Annotated in this window: 18 protein-coding genes; 9 read left to right on the top strand and 9 right to left on the bottom strand. The window is 73.6% G+C overall.

What is annotated here, in order from left to right; all coding sequences use genetic code 11:
• Nucleotides 1-7 precede the first annotated feature (7 nt).
• Nucleotides 8-655 (bottom strand): TetR/AcrR family transcriptional regulator, encoded by a 648-nt coding sequence (locus IE108_RS17965; protein ID WP_064728517.1) that lies wholly within the window; start codon nucleotides 653-655, stop codon nucleotides 8-10.
• Nucleotides 656-764: 109 nt separating this feature from the next.
• Here IE108_RS17965 and IE108_RS17970 point away from each other — a divergent pair, with 109 nt between their 5' ends.
• Both IE108_RS17970 and IE108_RS17975 read left to right on the top strand, forming a co-directional pair.
• Entirely contained in the window at nucleotides 765-1,424 is a 660-nt protein-coding gene (locus tag IE108_RS17970; RefSeq protein WP_064728518.1) for an HD domain-containing protein, read from the top strand.
• Between the two features lie 9 nt (nucleotides 1,425-1,433).
• On the top strand, nucleotides 1,434-2,513 hold the full coding sequence (locus tag IE108_RS17975; RefSeq protein ID WP_107420197.1) for a GNAT family N-acetyltransferase: 1,080 nt from the start codon (nucleotides 1,434-1,436) through the stop codon (nucleotides 2,511-2,513).
• On the opposite strand, the gene IE108_RS17980 is transcribed toward IE108_RS17975, so the two are convergent.
• Together IE108_RS17980 and IE108_RS17985 are read right to left on the bottom strand one after the other, a co-directional pair.
• A complete protein-coding gene (locus IE108_RS17980) occupies nucleotides 2,495-2,794 on the bottom strand; it encodes a DUF4031 domain-containing protein (protein ID WP_064728519.1) in 300 nt (99 codons plus the stop codon). The two genes, IE108_RS17975 and IE108_RS17980, sit on opposite strands and share 19 nt — an antisense overlap.
• Nucleotides 2,795-2,804: 10 nt before the next feature.
• Nucleotides 2,805-3,182 carry a DUF8819 family protein gene (locus IE108_RS17985; RefSeq protein WP_064728520.1) on the bottom strand — a complete coding sequence of 126 codons (378 nt, stop codon included), beginning with the start codon at nucleotides 3,180-3,182 and terminating at the stop codon, nucleotides 2,805-2,807.
• A gap of 55 nt (nucleotides 3,183-3,237) precedes the next feature.
• On the opposite strand from IE108_RS17985, the gene IE108_RS17990 reads away from it, so the two are divergent.
• The 4 genes from IE108_RS17990 (at nucleotide 3,238) to IE108_RS18005 (ending at nucleotide 6,470) form a co-directional block, all read left to right on the top strand.
• Nucleotides 3,238-4,194: a MurR/RpiR family transcriptional regulator gene (locus IE108_RS17990; RefSeq protein WP_079163553.1), complete on the top strand. Its 957-nt coding sequence runs from the start codon at nucleotides 3,238-3,240 to the stop codon at nucleotides 4,192-4,194.
• Between the two features lie 129 nt (nucleotides 4,195-4,323).
• A complete protein-coding gene (gene murQ, locus IE108_RS17995) occupies nucleotides 4,324-5,259 on the top strand; it encodes an N-acetylmuramic acid 6-phosphate etherase (protein WP_064728522.1) in 936 nt (311 codons plus the stop codon).
• A 55-nt stretch (nucleotides 5,260-5,314) separates the two neighbouring features.
• Nucleotides 5,315-5,884, top strand: coding sequence for a hypothetical protein (locus IE108_RS18000; protein WP_064728523.1), 570 nt, complete (start codon nucleotides 5,315-5,317; stop codon nucleotides 5,882-5,884).
• 1 nt (nucleotide 5,885) lies between these two features.
• Entirely contained in the window at nucleotides 5,886-6,470 is a 585-nt protein-coding gene (locus tag IE108_RS18005) for a TetR/AcrR family transcriptional regulator (RefSeq protein WP_064728524.1), read from the top strand.
• Nucleotides 6,471-6,479: 9 nt separating this feature from the next.
• Here IE108_RS18005 and IE108_RS18010 read toward each other — a convergent pair whose 3' ends face one another.
• Nucleotides 6,480-7,232 (bottom strand): SDR family NAD(P)-dependent oxidoreductase, encoded by a 753-nt coding sequence (locus tag IE108_RS18010; protein WP_064728525.1) that lies wholly within the window; start codon nucleotides 7,230-7,232, stop codon nucleotides 6,480-6,482.
• Between the two features lie 95 nt (nucleotides 7,233-7,327).
• On the opposite strand from IE108_RS18010, the gene IE108_RS18015 reads away from it, so the two are divergent.
• On the top strand, nucleotides 7,328-7,954 hold the full coding sequence (locus tag IE108_RS18015) for a TetR/AcrR family transcriptional regulator (protein ID WP_064731821.1): 627 nt from the start codon (nucleotides 7,328-7,330) through the stop codon (nucleotides 7,952-7,954).
• Here IE108_RS18015 and IE108_RS18020 read toward each other — a convergent pair.
• Entirely contained in the window at nucleotides 7,951-8,340 is a 390-nt protein-coding gene (locus IE108_RS18020) for a hypothetical protein (protein WP_064728526.1), read from the bottom strand. The genes IE108_RS18015 and IE108_RS18020 overlap by 4 nt on opposite strands.
• A gap of 118 nt (nucleotides 8,341-8,458) precedes the next feature.
• On the opposite strand from IE108_RS18020, the gene IE108_RS18025 reads away from it, so the two are divergent.
• Together IE108_RS18025 and IE108_RS18030 are read left to right on the top strand one after the other, a co-directional pair.
• Nucleotides 8,459-9,298 carry a helix-turn-helix domain-containing protein gene (locus tag IE108_RS18025; protein ID WP_064728527.1) on the top strand — a complete coding sequence of 280 codons (840 nt, stop codon included), beginning with the start codon at nucleotides 8,459-8,461 and terminating at the stop codon, nucleotides 9,296-9,298.
• Nucleotides 9,282-9,545, top strand: a complete 264-nt coding sequence (locus IE108_RS18030) for a DUF397 domain-containing protein (RefSeq protein WP_064728528.1) — start codon at nucleotides 9,282-9,284, stop codon at nucleotides 9,543-9,545. The genes IE108_RS18025 and IE108_RS18030 overlap by 17 nt, the downstream gene beginning before the upstream one ends.
• A 10-nt stretch (nucleotides 9,546-9,555) precedes the next feature.
• Here IE108_RS18030 and IE108_RS18035 read toward each other — a convergent pair whose 3' ends face one another.
• From IE108_RS18035 to groL, 4 genes are all read right to left on the bottom strand, one after another.
• On the bottom strand, nucleotides 9,556-10,308 hold the full coding sequence (locus IE108_RS18035) for a translation initiation factor IF-2 (protein WP_159394614.1): 753 nt from the start codon (nucleotides 10,306-10,308) through the stop codon (nucleotides 9,556-9,558).
• Nucleotides 10,305-11,840, bottom strand: a complete 1,536-nt coding sequence (locus IE108_RS18040) for a carboxylesterase/lipase family protein (protein WP_064728529.1) — start codon at nucleotides 11,838-11,840, stop codon at nucleotides 10,305-10,307. The genes IE108_RS18035 and IE108_RS18040 overlap by 4 nt, the downstream gene beginning before the upstream one ends.
• Nucleotides 11,841-11,883: 43 nt before the next feature.
• A complete protein-coding gene (locus tag IE108_RS18045; protein ID WP_064728530.1) occupies nucleotides 11,884-13,014 on the bottom strand; it encodes an NADH:flavin oxidoreductase in 1,131 nt (376 codons plus the stop codon).
• A 223-nt stretch (nucleotides 13,015-13,237) separates the two neighbouring features.
• Complete coding sequence (gene groL, locus IE108_RS18050) at nucleotides 13,238-14,863, bottom strand: chaperonin GroEL (protein WP_064728531.1); 1,626 nt, start codon at nucleotides 14,861-14,863, stop codon at nucleotides 13,238-13,240.
• Nucleotides 14,864-14,978: the final 115 nt, after the last annotated feature.

Here is a 14,978-nt window from a genome sequence, read left to right on the forward strand (position 1 = left end):
TCCGCGGTCAGTGTTCCGAGAGGTCGTCGAGTTCGGCGGCGAACAGGAGGGCGGGGTCGAAGCCCATCCCGGTGAAGTGCCCGGCGAGTTCGAGGGAGAGGACGCCGTGCAGGCGGGTCCAGAAGACCAGGGCGCGGTGCAGGGCCGGGGCGGGGGGCGGGGGGCCGTCGGCCCACTGCCGGTGGGCGTCGACGTGGGCGTCGAAGGGGGCGGCGGGAGCGTCCGACGGGAGGGCGGCGCAGGCGTCGAGGATGACGGCCATGGTCTCGGAGGCGATCTCGCTGACGTCCTCGGGGGCGTGGTAGCCGGGGACGGGGGTGCCGTAGACCAGGAAGTAGCGGTGGGGGTCGGCGAGGGCCCACGCGCGCAGGGCGTGCGCGAGCCCGGCGAGGTCGGCGCCCGCGTCGGCGGCCTCCTTGAAGGTGTCGGCGAGGCTGCGGTAGGCGTCCCGGATCAGCTCGGTGATCAGCTCGTCGCGGCCGGCGAAGTACCGGTAGAGCGCGGGGCCGCTCATGCCCATGCGCTTGGCGATCGCGTTGAGGGAGAGCGCGGACGCCCCCGCCGCCGCGATCTGCTCCCACGCGTGCTCCTTGATCTCCGCGCGCACCTGGGTGCGGTAGCGCTCGCGCGGGGTCCTCGTGTGCGCCTCCGGCATGGTCCGCCACCCTCCGCTTCAGCTTCAAGATTGTGCGAGAGGGTATCACCGAGCGCGCGGCGCCCCCGCCGGACGCGGCGCGGTCCGGCCCCGCTGGAACAATGGCCGCATGGCCGACCTCGACGCCCTGCGCGCCCGTTTCGCCCGCGCCCTGGAGGAAGCCGCTCCCGGCTCCGCCCCGGACCCGGCGCCGTACGCCGACCGCCTGCTCGCGCGCTGGGGGGAGCCGCACCGGCGCTACCACACGCTCGCCCACCTGACCGCCGTACTGGACCACGTCGACACCCTGGCCGAGTACGCGGACGACGTGGCGGCGGTGCGCCTGGCCGCCTGGTTCCACGACGCGGTCTACCTGCCCGAGCGCTCCGAGAACGAGGAGCGCTCGGCCCGGCTCGCCGAGCGCGCCCTGGCCGAGGCCGGCGTCCCGGCGGAGCGCACCGCCGAGGTGGCCCGGCTGGTCCGCCTCACCGTCACCCACGCCCCGGCGGACGACGACCGCGACGGACAGGTGCTGTGCGACGCCGACCTCGCCGTCCTCGCCTCGCCGCCCTCGGCGTACGCGGCGTACACGGTCGCCGTGCGCGAGGAGTACCACTTCGTGCCGAACGACGACTTCCGCGCGGGCCGGGCCACGGTCCTGCGGCAGCTCCTCGCCCTGCCCCGGCTGTTCCACACCCCGCACGGCCGCCGGGAGTGGGAGGCGACCGCACGCCACAACATCACCGGCGAGCTGGAAATGCTGTCGCTCGGCGACACCCCGGACGCTTAGCCTCCCGGCATGCGAACCATGGGCGGGGAACAGGTGGAGGAAGCCGTCGCGGGCGCCGTCGCGCTGCTGCGGACGGCGGCCGGCCGGGACTGGGAGACGGCGCGGGCGGGCGGGCCGGAATGGAGCTGCCGCTACACGGCGGAGCACGTGGCGGGCGTCCTCATCGCCTACGCGGGCCAGCTGGCCGGACGCGCCACCGAGGCGTGGGTCCCCTTCGAGATCACCCTGGACGAGGGCACCGGCAACGAGGACGTGCTCCACGTGATCGAGACGAGCGGCGCACTGCTCGCCGCGACGGTGCGCACCACCCCGCGCGAGGTCCGCGCCTTCCACCCGTACCCGCACCGCAGCGCGAACCGCGAGGGGTTCGCCGCGATGGGGATCGCCGAGGTGTTCCTGCACACGCACGACATCGCCGGGGTTCTCGGGCTGGCCTACGAGCCGCCCGCCGAGCGGTGCGCGGACGTCCTCGCCCGGATCTTCCCGCACGTCCGGCCCGGCACCGACCCCTGGCGCACCCTGCTGTGGGCCACCGGACGCGGCGAACTGCCCGGCCGGCCCCCGGTCACCGAGTGGCGCTGGCGCAACGACCTCGTGCTCCCGGCCGGCCGGCTCACCCTCCAGGGCGTCACGCCCGCCGCGGCGGCCGGCCTCGCCGCGGGCGGCGACGGCGGCTTCGACTGGCTCGGCGACGGCCCCTTCCAGGGCACCCGGGACGCCGCCGCCATGCTGCTGAAGGCGTACGAGGCGGGAGTGCACCTGCCGGAGTGGGGTGTGTTCGCGCTGGTGCGCCGCGAGGACGGCCGCGCGGTGGGCGGCATCGGCTTCCACGGGACCCCGGACGAGGCCGGCCGCGTGGAGATCGGTTACGACCTCGTCGAGGCCGCCCGCGGCCACGGCTACGCGACCGAGGCCCTGCGCGCACTGTCCGCGTGGGCCCTGGACCGCGAGGGGGTGGCGTCGGTGCTCGCCAGGACCGAGCGGGCCAACCTCGCCTCCCAGGCCGTGATCGCCCGCGCCGGCTTCAGCCCGGTCGACGGCGCCGTCGACGGCGCCGAGGGGCAGCTCGCCTACGAGCTGCGCCGCTGAGCCCCGGCACCCGGCACGGGCCCCGTGCCCTTGCGGTGCCGCAGCCCCGCCCCGTGCAGCAGCCGCACCACCTCGCGGCTGCTGACCTCCAGCGCGCCGGCGGACACGGCGTCGGCGTAGCGCTGGGCGGGGACGTCGTAGTGGTCGCGCTCGAAGGCGCGGCGCGGCACGCCCAGGGCCGCGGCGAACGCGTGCAGCTCGGCGTAGGAGACGTCGCTGACCAGGTGCGACCACAGGCGGCCGTGGCCCGGCCAGGTCGGGGGGTCGATGTAGACGGTCACCGCGGCGCCCTCACGCGGCCGGGCCGCCGGTGGCGCCCAGCGAACCGACCGCGGCCACCTTCACCCCCGCCTTGCCGCACACCCAGTGCGGATCGGGACCGAGTTCCGGCTCGACGTCCAGCGCGTGCGGGTCGCCCGAGCCGCAGACCGGGCACAGCGGCCAGCGGCCGTACCGCTCCAGCAGCGCGTCCTGCACGTCCTGCGCGACCAGCCCGGCGACGAACTCGGCGCCCTCCGGCCACTGCTCGACCCACCAGCGGCGCTCGGCGACGGACTCCTCCACCAGCGACACCACGTCCGGCTCGGCGACCTCGCCGGCCACGAGATCGGCGAGTACGAGGGCGCGCGCGGCGTGCAGCACCTGCTCCAGGGGGCTGATGGGGTCCATGCCCCCATTGTGCGCACTCTTGACCCGCGGACCGAAACGAAAATATCTTTCATGAGTGACCGATGAAGTGAAGGAAACTTTCGCGCACGCGTCCGGGGGCCGCCGCGCCGGGGGCGGCGGCACCGCGCCGCCCGCGCCCGCCGCCCTCGCGGCCAAGGTGCGCACGCTGGCGCCGTCGATGACCCGCTCCATGCAGCGGGTCGCCGAGGCCGTCGCGGGCGACCCGGCCGGCTGCGCCGCCCTCACGGTCACCGGTCTCGCCGAGCTGACCGGCACCAGCGAGGCGACCGTCGTCCGCACCGCCCGGCTGCTGGGCTACCCCGGCTACCGCGACCTGCGCCTCGCCCTGGCCGGGCTCGCCGCCCAGCAGCAGTCCGGACGCGCACCGGCCATCACGACGGACATCGCGGTGGACGACCCGATCGCCGACGTCGTCGCCAAGCTGGCCTACGACGAGCAGCAGACCCTCGCGGACACCGCCGCCGGACTGGACACCGGCCAGCTCGGCGCGGCCGTCGCCGCCCTGGCCGCCGCCCGCCGCACCGACGTGTACGGGATCGGCGCGTCCGGCCTGGTCGCCCAGGATCTCACCCAGAAACTCCTGCGCATAGGGCTGATAGCCCACGCCCACAACGACCCGCACCTCGCCGTGACCAACGCGGTGCAGCTGCGCGCCGGGGACGTCGCCCTCGCGATCACCCACTCAGGGTCGACCGGGGACGTCATCGAACCCCTGCGGGCCGCCTTCGAGCGCGGCGCGACGACGGTCGCCATCACCGGGCGCCCCGACAGCCCCGTCACCCAGTACGCCGACCACGTGCTGACCACGTCCACCTCGCGGGAGAGCGAGCTGCGGCCGGCGGCGATGTCCTCCCGGACGAGTCAGCTGCTGGTGGTGGACTGCCTGTTCGTGGGGGTGGCGCAGCGGACGTACGACTCGGCTGCGCCGGCTCTGGCGGCGTCCTATGAAGCGCTGGCCCATCGGCATGGGGGGTCGCGCGGGAGACCGTAGGGCTTGATCGTCGTGGGCGGCTGCGGGTCCGTTGTGGCTGGTCGCGCCCACGCGGCGGAGCCGCACATCGATACAGTCCCGCGCCCCTGGGGCAATACAGAGACCGACGTTGGAAAGAGCCGTTTCCTGATGACTGCAACCCCCCATCACCCCGACCTCCGCTCCCAGTTGGAGACCCTCGCCACCGAGGCGTTCCGGCCCGAGCTGGCCGAGATCGACCAGCTGGCCACGCTCGACATCGCGCGCACGATGAACGCCGAGGACGCCACGGTCGCCGCCGCCGTGGCCGCGCGGCTGCCCGAGATCGCCGCCGCGATCGACGCCGTGGCCGCCCGGATGGCGCGCGGCGGGCGGCTGGTCTACGCGGGCGCCGGCACCGCCGGACGGCTCGGCGTGCTGGACGCCTCCGAGTGCCCGCCGACCTTCAACACCGCGCCGGGACAGGTCGTCGGCCTGATCGCGGGCGGCCCGGACGCCATGGTCACCTCCGTCGAGGGCGCCGAGGACTCGCCGGAGCTGGCCCGCGCCGACCTGGACGCCCTCGGCCTCACCGCCGACGACGCGGTGGTCGGCGTCTCCGCCTCCGGCCGCACCCCGTACGCCGTCGGCGCCGTCGAGCACGCCCGTTCGGTCGGCGCCCTGACCGTGGGGCTCGCCTGCAATCCGGGCAGCGCGCTGGCCGCCGCCGCCGAGCACGGCATCGAGGTCGTCACCGGGCCCGAGCTGATCACCGGCTCCACCCGGCTGAAGGCCGGCACGGCGCAGAAGCTCGTCCTCAACATGCTGTCGACGATCACCATGGTCCGGCTCGGCAAGACCTACGGGAACCTGATGGTGGACGTGCGCGCGTCCAACGAGAAGCTGCGCGCCCGCTCACGCCGGATCGTCGCGCTCGCCACCGGCGCCGCCGACGCCGACATCGAGCGCGCGCTGACCGCCACCGACGGCGAGGTCAAGCACGCCATCCTGGTCCTCCTCGCCGACGTGGACGGCCCCACCGCGGCCCGCCTCCTGGCGGACTCGGACGGCCACCTGCGGGCGGCGCTGGCGACGGCGCACGGCTGACCCGGGCCGGGGTCCGCGGCCCGGGACCGTCAGCGGCTGTGCGATTCTGAAGGACATGAACCACGCCCAGCTGACCGCCCTGGGCCGCGCCCTGCGTCTCCTCGGCGAGCACGGCGAGGCCCTGACCGGCGACACCCCCGACGCCAAGCTGCACGAGGTGCGCGCGGACGTGAAGCGCGCGCTGGACCTGCTGGAGGAGAGCGTCGAGTCGGCGGCCCCCAGCACCCGCTGCCCCGAGCACCCGAACGGCCCGGTCGACAAGGCGGCCCCCGACCTCTGCCTGCTGTGCGAGACCCGCCGCCGCACCGCACGCCGCGCGGAGTACAACGGCGAGCCCCTGCCGGCCCGGACCGCCGAGCCGGTCCAGTCCCGGTACGGGGTGCGGGGCGACCGTCCGCAGCCCCAGCAGCGCTGGCTGCCGGAGCTGTGGAACGGGCAGACGTGGCAGCTGTGCGGCACCCCGCGCCGCGACCGCCGCGAGGCCGAGCTGTACATCGCGGCCCAACTGCGCGCCCCGCGCGCGGCGATGGCGTACCGGCTGGTCCACGAGTTCACGGACTACGAGGTGCTGCGGGTGTGGGGCACGCCGGTGCGGGTGGACATCGAACCGATGGGCGGCCTCTGAGGTGGTCAGACGGAACGACCTGCGGCGCGCCGCCCTCGTCGACGCCGCCATCGAGGTACTGGCCGCGCAGGGCGCGCGGGGCCTGACCTTCCGGGCGGTGGACGGCGAGGCCGCCGTCCCGGCCGGCACCGCGTCCAACTACTTCGCCAACCGCGACGACCTGCTCACCCAGACCGGCGCCCGCGTCTACGAGCGTCTCCACCCGGACGAGGCGACGATCGCCCGCCAGCGCGCGGCCGGGGCCGACCGCGACACCTACGTCCGGCTCATGCGCGAACTCGTCGACCGCGTCTCGTCCTTCCGCTCCGGCTACCTCGCGCTGCTCGAACTGCGCCTGGAGGCCACCCGGCGCCCCGGCCTGCGCGCGGTCCTGACCGAGCGCATCCGCGAGGACGTCGACGCCAACGTGGCCTACCACGAGGGATCCGGCCTCCCCGGCGACGCCACGGCCGTCAAGCTGCTCTACCTCGCGCTGAACTGGCTGATCGTCGAACAGCTCACCCTCCCGGACGTGTTCACCGAGGAGGAGCGCGACCGGCTGGTGACGGCGGCGGTCGAGCGGATCGTGGTGCCGGACCGGAACTGACCCGGCGGCTCAGAGCTGGTTCTCGCCGCCGTCCACGTGCCAGTTGACGCCGAGCACGAAGCTGCTGCGCTCGGAGGCCAGGAAGGCCACCACCTCCGCGACCTCCTCGGGCCGCCCGACCCGGCCGAGGGGAACGTTCGCGGCGAACCGCGCCTTGGTCGCCTCCGGGTCCGGGGTGCCGGCGGCCACGGCGTCGGCCGCGGGGGTCGCGATGGTGCCCGGGGAGACGGCGTTGACCCGCACGCCCCGACCCTTCAGCTCGTTGGCCCAGGTCCGGACGTACGAACGGACCGCCGCCTTGGTCGCCGCGTAGGTGCCGAACGCCTCGACGCCGTCGTCGGCGCGGACCGAGGTGTTGACGACGACGGAGGCGCCGTCGTTGAGCAGCGGCAGCGCCTTCTGCACGGTGAACACGGTGCCGCGCACATTGACCCCGAAGATCTGGTCGTAGTGCTCCTCGGTGGTCTCCTCCAGGGTCGCGAAGGCGCCGGACCCCGCGTTCGCGAAGAGCACGTCGAGCCCCCGGCCGCGGGCCCGCACCGCTTCGTAGAGCCGGTCCAGGTCGGCCTGCTCGGCGATGTCCCCCACCACCGCGGTCGCCCGCTCCGCGCCGATCCTCTCCACGGCGGCGTCCAGCTCCGCCTTGCGCCGCCCGGTGACGAACACGTGCGCGCCGTCCGCCGCCAGCCGCACGGCGGTCGCCAGACCGATGCCGCTGCTGCCGCCGGTGATCACCGCGGTCTTGCCGTCGAACTGCCCCATGGGAATGACCTCCGTCGAATTAAGTACCGATCGGTACTGAAGAGCGACCGTAGCACTTCAAAACCGATCGGTACAGAAGAGGTATGCTCGAGGGCATGGAGACGGGACGGAAGAGGGCGCCGGTCGGCCGGCCGCGCGGCTTCGACGCCGACGAGGCGCTGGAGCGCGCCATGCGGGTCTTCTGGGAGCACGGCTACGAGGGCGCAGGCCTGACCGACCTCACCCAGGCCATGGGCATCACCCGCACCAGCATGTACGCGGCCTTCGGCAACAAGGAGGCGCTGTTCCGCAAGGCTCTGGAGCGCTACGAGGAGGGCCCCGCGTCCTACCTGGCCCGCGCCCTGGACGAGCCGACCGCCCGCGAGGTCGCCACCGCCTTCCTGAACGGTTCGGTGTGCACCACCACCAGCCCCGGCCGCCCCAGCGGCTGCCTCGGCGTCCAGGGGTCCCTCGCCGCGGGCGAGTCCGCCCGGGCCGCCCGCGACCTGCTCGCCGACTGGCGCAACGGGGGCGTCGACCGGCTCCGCGACCGGTTCCGCCGCGCCGTCGACGAGGGCGACCTGCCCGAGGACACCGACCCCGCCCTCCTGGCCCGCTACCTCATGACCGTCGCCAACGGCATCGCCGTCCAGGCGGCCGGCGGCGCCACCCGGGACGACCTGCGCCAGGTGGCCGACATCGCCCTGCGGGGCTGGCCGCCGGTCCTACACGGTACTCGCTAGCCCCGCGCGCTCTCGTGGTTCGTGCGCCGCAGTCTGGCCCGCATCACCTCGTCCGTCGCCGCCGCCGCGACCGACCCGTGCGGGCAGTCCCACTCCCGGCCGCCGCCGACCGGACGCAGCTGCACGCTGCCGCCGACGTGCCCCATCACCTCCCCCACCCGGCCGTCCCGCGCGTCCACGGCATGCGTGCCGACGGGCGGGCTCTCACCCCGCACCACCGACGCCAGCCGCTCGGCGACCCGGACGTTGCAGCGGCCCAGGTCGACCAGCGCGAACGGCTCGTCGCTCGCGCCGGTCACCGGATCGACGCACAGGGACGGCAGGACGACGCCCGCGCCCACGAGGGCCTGCCGCAGGGACTCGACGACTTCCTCGGTCGAACGCACCCTTCTCCACCTCCACGCTGAGTTCGTGATTCGCGACACAGCGTGTCCGGTCCGCCTCTAACCTGGCCAGGGAGGACGCCCCAACAACCCCAGCTGTACGACCGGGAGTTCCGCTGCCATGCCTGGACCGAAAGACCTCGACCCGTCGACGTCCCCCCGCGCCCTGCTGGGTGCGGAGTTGCGCCACGCACGGGAGAAGGCCGGGCTGAGCCAGGAGGAGTTGGGCGGGCGGTTGTTCGTCAGCGGGTCGTTCATCGGCCAGTTGGAGTCCGGTACGAGGAGGATGCAGCGCGAGTACGCGGCGCTGCTGGACGACGCCCTCGGGACGGAGGACTTCTTCCGGCGCAACTGTGCGGCGTCGGCGAAGTCGAAGTATCCGGAGCACTTTGCCGAGGCGGCGGAGGCGGAAGGCTCCGCTGCGGCGATCAAGGAGTACGCGTCGATGCTGATCCCCGGGCTGTTGCAGACGCCCTCCTACGCCCGGGCCGTCTGCCGCGCCTACCAGCCGACGGCGACTGACGAAGTGATCGACGAGCTGGTGACGGCACGGATGGAGCGAGCCCGCATGCTCGCCGATCCAACAGAGCCCATGTTGTGGGCCGTCATTGACGAATCCGCGCTGCGCCGCGCCACCGGCGGCCGGGAAGTGATGGCAGGGGCACTACGCCACATCGCCGCCCTCATGCGCGAGAACCGGGTCATCGTGCAGGTGCTGCCCTTTGATGCGGGAGCACACCCCGCGATGCAGGGCTGCGTCAAGCTGATGGACTTCGCGGGCGCCCCTCCACTCGTGTACCTCGAAGGGGTGGGCACCGGGCGGGTGGACGATGACCCGGCCACCGTCGGGCGCTACAGGTTCTACTACGAACTCCTCATGGTCTCCGCGCTCTCGCCCACGAATTCCCTGTCCATGATCGAGGAGCTGGCGCAGAATTACGCCCATGGAGACGACCTCTGAGTACGCGTGGCACAGGTCCAGCTACAGCGGCGGCAGCGGCGGCAATTGCCTGGAGATCGCTCGCTGGCGCAAGTCCACGTACAGCGGCGGCAGCGGCGACAACTGCCTGGAAATGGGGCTCGGCAACCGCGCCACCACCCCCGTCCGCGACTCCAAGACCCCCGACGGACCAACCCTCCGCTTCCGAGCCGCCGCCTGGTCCGCCTTCGTGGACGCCCTCAAGGCGTCGCCGGACAGGGCCGATTGACCGCGTGGCGTCAGTGCGGCAGCGGCGCCGGGTGCAGGGCGTTGGACACCGTGCAGCCCGCCTCCCCCCGCATCCGCTGGACCCGGGGCGGCACCCACACCTCCGTCTCGCCGGGGCCCACGCGGGCGAGGACGCAGTCCTGCGCGCCGAAACCGTCGCCCGGCACCAGCAGGAGCACGCCGACCCGCCCGTCCTCCGCCTGCACCTCGGTGCGGACCGCCGGGTCCATGTCCAGCGCCGAGAGCACGCGCCGCACCTCCGTCTCGTCCGCGCGGCCGCCCTCCGGGACCCGGGGGAGCTTCGCGCGCAGTTCCGCGGCGGGCAGCTCGGGCGGCTCCGGCGCCGGGCCGAAGACCAGCGGAAGACTCTCCGGGCAGTCCACGTCACGCGGCTCCTCGCGCCACTCGGACCCGGGTGACACGCGGACCGCGAAACACCGCCGTACGACGACCTCCTCGAGGTCGAAGGTCGAGTTGTACGCCGAGCCCGAGGTGCGCACGACCAGGACGAGGCCCTTCCCGTCGTGGGTCGAGGTGCCGGCGACGCGCATCACCTCCACCCCGTCCATGCCGGCGGCCTCGCGCCCCGCCTCCTCCGCCGTGCGCGGACGCTGCCCGTAGAGGCGCTCGCCCACCGTCCTGGCCGCCTCGCGGGCCGCGTCCGCCGCCTTCGCCTCGGAGGGCTCGGCCGCCCCGCAGCCCACGGCGAGCAGCGCCAGGGGCGCGAGCAGCAGCAGCGGACGCAGAACCCGTCCGGCGCTCACGCGTCCTGTCCCGCCAGGGGCAGCGCCGGGAACTCCCGGCCCTCCCACAGGCGCCGCGACGCCTCCTCCGGGTACGGCGTCACGACCGGCTCGGCGTCGAGGACCTGGACCAGGCGCCGTTGCGTGTCGTAGGCCGGCCAGCCGGGGTCGCCCGTGCGCGCGAACGCCGTCCAGGAGGAGCGGAAACGGGACGACAGGGCCAGCGCCTCCGGCGACGGCTCCGCACCGGCGAAGAGGAGGGCGCCGAGGTCCGCCGCGAAGGTGCCGAAGAGCAGCGGGACGTCCAGGGCGTGGCAGGCACCGAGGGCGCCGCCGTGGGCCGGGGCCGGCCAGGTCAGCTCGTAGACGTGGGCGCGGCCCCCGCCCGCGAGGTGGGCCTCGGCCAGGTGCAGGGAGGGCATGCCGAACAGCCAGTCCGTCTGGACGCGTTCGTAGAGGTCGTTCGGGGAGAGGTCCGGGAACGCCGCGCGGTAGGCCGCCTCGCCGCCCGGGGCGTACAGACGCAGGGCGGCGCCCGCTCGTTCCTCGCCGATCATGCCGAGCTTGCCCGCCAGCATGGTGAACAGGCGGTTCTCGTCGCGGTTGTGACCGACGACCAGGTCGACGTCGCGGGAGGCGCCGGAGGCCAGCGCCCGCCAGGGGGTGACCGGCAGCACCTCGCCGTCCACGACCGGGGCGTACGGCGTGACGGTGGGCGCCGCCTGTCCCCAGCGGTCGACGCGGCCGGGCATCTTCGGGGCCAGGGCCTGACCGGCCTTGACGAGCTGCTCGGGGGCGACGGCGGCCAGGTCGGCGACGGTGGGGCGCAGGCCCGCCTCGTCGGCGAGGGCGGTTCCGATGTCCCGGGCGAGTTCCGGGGAGAAGTAGGTGCCGGGCACGCTCTGCGCGATCGCCCGCCCGAAGAGTCCCGCCGCCGACGGCATGGCCAGCAGCGCGGCCACCGAACCGGCCCCGGCGGACTCCCCGAAGACGGTGACCCGGCCGGGATCGCCGCCGAACGCCGCGATGTTGTCCCGCACCCACTCCAGCGCGGCCACCTGGTCGAGCAGTCCCCGGTTGGCGGGGGCGCCCTCGATGTGGGCGAAACCCTCCATGCCGACGCGGTAGTTGAACGTGACGACGACGAGGTCGCCGTCGGCGGCTATGCGGCGGGCGTCGTAGCCGGGGCTGCCGGAGTGGCCGATCCGGTAGGCGCCGCCGTAGATCCACACCATCACCGGGCGTCGGGCGGCCGGGCCGGGCTCCGGCGTCCAGACGTTGGCGGTCAGCCAGTCGTCGCCCCCGGGCGGCGGCCCCACCGGGCCCGCGATGCCGAGGTCCTGCGGGGGCGGCGGCCCGAAGGCGTACGCGTCACGAGTGCCGTCCCAGGGGCGGACGGGGGCCGGGGCGGCGAACCGGCCCGCCCCGACCGGGGGTTCGGCGAAGGGGATGCCGCGGAAGACGGCCAGACCGTCCTCCACGCGACCGCGCACCGCGCCGGCGGCGGTGCGCACCACGGGTTCCACTGACTCCACGGGTCCAGGGATCGTCATCCCACGGACAGTACGCCGTGGTGCGCACCGCGAGCGGGCCGGGTCAGCTGAGGGTCTTCAGGGACGCCGCGTCGTAGGGGGCGAGGGTGTCGAAGCGTCCGGCGAGGACCTTCTCGGCCCACAGCGGGTCCTGGAGCAGCGCGCGGCCGACGGCCACGAGGTCGAACTCGTCGCGCTCCAGGCGGTCGAGGAGGTTGTCGAGGCTGCCGACGGGCGCGCCCTCGCCGAGGAACGCCTTGGTGAAGTCGCCGTCGAGGCCGACCGAGCCGACGGTGATGGTGGTCCTGCCGGTCAGCTTCTTGGTCCAGCCCGCCAGGTTGAGGTCGGAGCCGTCGAACTCGGGGAGCCAGTAGCGGCGGGTGGAGGCGTGGAAGGCGTCGACGCCGGCCGAGGCGAGCGGGGCGAGGATCGCCTCCAGCTCCTCGGGGGTCTCGGCGAGGCGGGCGTCGTAGGCCTCCTGCTTCCACTGCGAGTAGCGGAAGATCACGGGGAACTCCGGCGAGACCTTCTCCCGTACGGCGGCCACGATCTCGGCGGCGAACCGGGTGCGGGCCACGGCGTCGCCGCCGTAGGCGTCGGTGCGGCGGTTGGTGCCGGACCACAGGAACTGGTCGACCAGGTAGCCGTGGGCGCCGTGGATCTCGACGCCGTCGAAGCCGATGCGCTCGGCGTCCGCGGCGGCCTGGGCGAAGGCACCGATGACGTCGTCCAGGTCGCGCCGGGTCATGGCCGTGCCGGTGACCTCGTCCTCGCCGATGCGCAGCCCCGACGGGCCGACGGCGGGGGCGTCCGCGAAGGGCGGCTGGCCCGCCTTGCGCACCATGCCGATGTGCCACAGCTGGGGCACGATCGTGCCGCCCGCCGCGTGCACCGCCTCGGCGACCTTCGCCCACCCGGCGAGCTGCTCCTCGCCGTGGAACCGCGGCACCCGGCTGCTCTGCCCGGCCGAGTCGTGGCCGACGTACGTCCCCTCGGTGACGATCAGGCCGACTCCGGCGGCGGCCCGGCGGGAGTAGTACGACACCACGTCCTCACCGGGGACGCCGCCCGGCGAGAACATCCGGGTCATCGGCGCCATCGCGATGCGGTTGGGCACGGTGAGGCCGTTGATGGTGGCCGGGCGGGCGAGGACACGGGCGGCGCGCGAGGCGGCCTCGACGGAGGTGACGGTCACGTGGGGGCTCCTTGTGGACGGGGACCGGGTACCGGCTGGTATGTGCGCATGCATTCAACACGCTTCAAGGTGAACCCCGCACCCCCGGGTTCCATTCCGTGACTCCCGGGTTCCTTTCCGCACACCGGGGCCCGGGAGCGGCAACGCCCGAGGGCGGCACCCCCCGTTCGGGGAGTGCCGCCCTCGGTCCGTGCTGGACGGTCGATCAACCGGAACCGGTCGATCAGAAGTCCATGTCACCGCCCGGCATGCCGCCCGGAGCACCGGCCGCGGCGGCCTTCTCCGGCTTGTCGGCGATGACGGCCTCGGTGGTGAGGAACAGCGCGGCGATGGAGGCGGCGTTCTGCAGCGCGGAACGGGTCACCTTCGCCGGGTCGATGATGCCCTCGGCGATCATGTCGACGTACTCGCCGGAGGCGGCGTTCAGGCCGTGACCGACCTGGAGGTTGCGCACCTTCTCGACGACGACGCCGCCCTCGAGACCACCATTGACGGCGATCTGCTTCAGCGGGGCCTCCAGGGCGAGCTTCACGGCGTTGGCGCCGGTCGCCTCGTCACCCGTCAGCTCCAGCTTCTCGAAGACCTGGGAGGCCTGGAGCAGGGCCACGCCACCACCGGCGACGATGCCCTCCTCGACGGCCGCCTTCGCGTTGCGAACGGCGTCCTCGATGCGGTGCTTGCGCTCCTTGAGCTCGACCTCGGTGGCGGCACCGGCCTTGATGACGGCCACGCCGCCGGCCAGCTTCGCCAGGCGCTCCTGGAGCTTCTCGCGGTCGTAGTCCGAGTCGCTGTTCTCGATCTCGGCGCGGATCTGGTTGACGCGGCCGTTGACCTGGTCGGTCGAGCCGGCGCCGTCGACGATGGTGGTCTCGTCCTTGGTGATGACGACCTTGCGGGCGCGGCCCAGGAGGTCCAGGGACGCGTTCTCCAGCTTGAGGCCGACCTCCTCGGAGATGACCTCGCCGCCCGTGAGGATGGCGATGTCGCCGAGCATGGCCTTGCGGCGGTCGCCGAAGCCCGGGGCCTTGACGGCGACGGACTTGAAGGTGCCGCGGATCTTGTTGACCACCAGGGTCGACAGGGCCTCGCCCTCGACGTCCTCGGCGATGATCAGCAGCGGCTTGCCCGACTGCATGACCTTCTCCAGGAGCGGCAGCAGGTCCTTGACGTTGCCGATCTTGGAGTTGGCGATCAGGATGTACGGGTCGTCGAGCGACGCCTCCATACGCTCCATGTCGGTGGCGAAGTACGCCGAGATGTAGCCCTTGTCGAAGCGCATACCCTCGGTGAGCTCCAGCTCCAGACCGAAGGTCTGGGACTCCTCGACGGTGATGACGCCTTCCTTGCCGACCTTGTCCATGGCCTCGGCGATCAGCTCGCCGATCTGGGTGTCGGCGGCGGAGATGGAGGCCGTGGAGGCGATCTGCTCCTTGGTCTCGACGTCCTTCGCCTGCTCGAGCAGGGCGGCGGAGACGGCCTCGACGGCCTTCTCGATGCCGCGCTTCAGGGCCATCGGGTTGGCGCCGGCCGCGACGTTGCGCAGGCCTTCCTTGACCAGGGCCTGGGCGAGAACGGTCGCGGTGGTCGTACCGTCACCGGCGACGTCGTCCGTCTTCTTGGCGACTTCCTTGACCAGCTCGGCGCCGATCTTCTCGTACGGGTCCTCGAGCTCGATCTCCTTGGCGATGGAGACACCATCGTTGGTGATCGTGGGGGCGCCCCACTTCTTCTCGAGGACGACGTTGCGGCCCTTGGGGCCGAGCGTCACCTTGACGGCGTCCGCGAGCTGGTTCATGCCGCGCTCGAGGCCGCGCCGTGCCTCCTCGTCGAACGCGATGATCTTGGCCATGTGAAGTGGTCCCTCCAGGACTGGGGGTGATTCCTTCGGACCGCGCCCGCGCCCGCGACGGACGGCTCGCCTGCCTCGTGGTTCCTTCCCCACCCGGCCTGCGGGCCTCACCGAC

The sequence above is a fragment of the Streptomyces parvulus genome, assembly GCF_014648855.1.
Lineage (GTDB): Bacteria > Actinomycetota > Actinomycetes > Streptomycetales > Streptomycetaceae > Streptomyces > Streptomyces parvulus.

What these genes read in the sequence shown, in the direction of transcription:
- murQ (WP_064728522.1), top strand. Translation starts at nt 4,324, where the DNA reads ATGACTGCAACCCCCCATCACCCCGACCTCCGCTCCCAGTTGGAGACC.
- IE108_RS18025 (WP_064728527.1), top strand. Translation starts at nt 8,459, where the DNA reads ATGCCTGGACCGAAAGACCTCGACCCGTCGACGTCCCCCCGCGCCCTG.
- IE108_RS18015 (WP_064731821.1), top strand. Translation starts at nt 7,328, where the DNA reads ATGGAGACGGGACGGAAGAGGGCGCCGGTCGGCCGGCCGCGCGGCTTC.
- IE108_RS17985 (WP_064728520.1), bottom strand. Translation starts at nt 3,182, where the DNA reads ATGGACCCCATCAGCCCCCTGGAGCAGGTGCTGCACGCCGCGCGCGCC.
- IE108_RS18030 (WP_064728528.1), top strand. Translation starts at nt 9,282, where the DNA reads ATGGAGACGACCTCTGAGTACGCGTGGCACAGGTCCAGCTACAGCGGC.
- IE108_RS17975 (WP_107420197.1), top strand. Translation starts at nt 1,434, where the DNA reads ATGCGAACCATGGGCGGGGAACAGGTGGAGGAAGCCGTCGCGGGCGCC.
- IE108_RS17970 (WP_064728518.1), top strand. Translation starts at nt 765, where the DNA reads ATGGCCGACCTCGACGCCCTGCGCGCCCGTTTCGCCCGCGCCCTGGAG.
- IE108_RS18040 (WP_064728529.1), bottom strand. Translation starts at nt 11,840, where the DNA reads ATGACGATCCCTGGACCCGTGGAGTCAGTGGAACCCGTGGTGCGCACC.
- IE108_RS17965 (WP_064728517.1), bottom strand. Translation starts at nt 655, where the DNA reads ATGCCGGAGGCGCACACGAGGACCCCGCGCGAGCGCTACCGCACCCAG.
- IE108_RS18000 (WP_064728523.1), top strand. Translation starts at nt 5,315, where the DNA reads ATGAACCACGCCCAGCTGACCGCCCTGGGCCGCGCCCTGCGTCTCCTC.
- groL (WP_064728531.1), bottom strand. Translation starts at nt 14,863, where the DNA reads ATGGCCAAGATCATCGCGTTCGACGAGGAGGCACGGCGCGGCCTCGAG.
- IE108_RS18010 (WP_064728525.1), bottom strand. Translation starts at nt 7,232, where the DNA reads ATGGGGCAGTTCGACGGCAAGACCGCGGTGATCACCGGCGGCAGCAGC.